Below are 1,914 nucleotides of genomic sequence, written 5' to 3' on the forward strand. Positions count from 1 at the left end.
AAGGGCTAGGTCGCTTATAGAGTCTGGGTTTTAGCTTATTTCGTCGCCCCCCCAGCACAATTACTCGGAACCCGACTATTCCTCCTTTAGAAAATGGGGATCAACTAACCCTTGCTGAATTTGAGCGTCGTTATTCCGCTATGGCTGATTTGAAGAAAGCCGAATTAATTGAAAGAATTGTTTACATGGCATCTCCTGTAAGAATTACAAAACATGGTGAACCCCATGCTCATATTATGTTGTGGTTGGGCTTCTACCAAACCTATACTCCTAATCTGCAATTAGGAAATAATTGTACTGTTAGGCTTGATCTTGAGAATGAAGCTCAACCCGATGCACTGCTTAGACTAAAAGTAGGAGGACAATCTACAATTAGTCAGGATGGCTATGTGGAAGGTGCGCCGGAGTTAATCGTTGAAATTGCGGCTAGCAGTGTTTCTATTGATTTACACAAAAAATTAAACGTTTATCGCCGTAATGGGGTACAAGAGTATTTGGTATGGCGAGTTGATGATGGTGAATTTGATTGGTTTCGGTTAAGGGAAGGGGAATATACTAAACTGGAACCCAATCCTGAGGGCATACTTTGTTCAGAAATTTTCCCAGGATTATGGTTAGATAAAGCTGCATTATTAGCCGGAAATTTAGCGAAAGTTTTAGAAATATTGCAGCAGGGATTACAGAGTCAGGAGTAGGGAATCGGGAATCGGGAATCGGGAATCGGGAATCGGGAGTCGGGAGTCGGGAATCTACTTAAGCTACAGGCAAAACGCTATCATCTCCCTATCTCCCTATCTCCCCATCTCCCCATCTCCCCATCTCCTTTCCCTGTTCCCTGTTCCCTGTTCCCGATTCCCTAAACACTAACTATCTCTTTTTTAGTCAAACACATAGCTACTCCTTTTTCATAGTAGGCAACTTCATTAATAAATACTGGCCAAACCGTGGCTTGTTCTTCATAGTAAATTGTGGTGCCATCGAAGGTAAGAAACATGGGGTCACCAGGATTAAGTTCTTGATAATCTCTGCCCTGGAGATGAGGATGAATCATACCTTCTAGTTCACCAGCTTTGTTTCTGGGATAGTCAACTACTTTGAAATAGTGATAAATGGTTAGAGGATAAGTGTTTGATAATAGTTTACCGTTATTATAGTCTTCAATATAATCTAACGTGGCGTGAATTAAGGATTCAGTTTTATGAAAAATAGCGCCCTTGAGACTAGCTGGTGCAATGGGACCGACTTCAATAGAACAGCCGAAGTTACATAGAGAGTTTAGAAAGGTATTTTCTTTACCTGGTTCAATGGAACTTAAAACTCTAACTAAGGGGTCAAGGGAACTCAGATAAGCAGCAAGTTGCCAATTAAAGGGGTCGTTGTTGACGAGAATGATAGTAAACCCCATATTAGCACTGGTACTGTGCAAATCTAGAATAAAATCTACCTGGGAATTGCCTTTTGGTCCTAGGGTTTTAGCCATCTCTTTGGCTCGGGTTTGTTCTAGGAAAGAAAGCTCAGGATTTTCCAGGTCACTTTTAGCAAAGCAGCGGTTTAAGTCGGTATCAATATATCTCCTGGCGGCTTTAAAGGCTTGGGGATTACCTATTCTTGTCAAGGTTTCAAAACTAGGTCTAGTAATTAATTCTGGAAACTTATCAAATTTTTTGACTAGGTATACACCAGTAAATTCATTACCGTGGGTTCCTCCTACAATGGCGACTTTGTTAATAGTTTTACGGTTGTTTGCTTCAGAATTACTCATGGGTGGTTGGTAGATCGATCTAATTTAAGGGAATAGGGAATAGGGAATGTGGGGAGATGGGGAGATGGGGAGATGGGGAGATGGGGAGATGGGGAGATGGGGAGATGGTACATTCAATTGTCTTACCCCGACTCCCGACTCCCGACTCCCGA

Annotated in this window: 2 protein-coding genes; one reads left to right on the forward strand and one right to left on the reverse strand. The window is 42.0% G+C overall.

Going from position 1 to position 1,914, the window contains the following annotated elements; genetic code table 11:
• Nucleotides 1–59: 59 nt before the first annotated feature.
• Nucleotides 60–695, forward strand: a complete 636-nt coding sequence (locus BJP37_RS20270) for a Uma2 family endonuclease (protein ID WP_198954322.1) — start codon at nt 60–62, stop codon at nt 693–695.
• Nucleotides 696–856: 161 nt separating this feature from the next.
• Here the strand turns inward: BJP37_RS20270 and BJP37_RS20275 are convergent, their stop codons facing one another.
• Nucleotides 857–1,762: an aspartoacylase gene (locus tag BJP37_RS20275; protein ID WP_075901460.1), complete on the reverse strand. Its 906-nt coding sequence runs from the start codon at nt 1,760–1,762 to the stop codon at nt 857–859.
• Between the last annotated feature and the right edge of the window lie 152 nt (nt 1,763–1,914).

Origin of the sequence: Moorena bouillonii PNG (assembly GCF_001942495.1) — a bacterium.
GTDB classification, from domain to species: domain Bacteria; phylum Cyanobacteriota; class Cyanobacteriia; order Cyanobacteriales; family Coleofasciculaceae; genus Moorena; species Moorena bouillonii.

Bases quoted from the DNA above. Each gene is read 5' to 3' on its own strand.
- BJP37_RS20275 (WP_075901460.1), bottom strand. From the start codon at position 1,762: ATGAGTAATTCTGAAGCAAACAACCGTAAAACTATTAACAAAGTCGCC.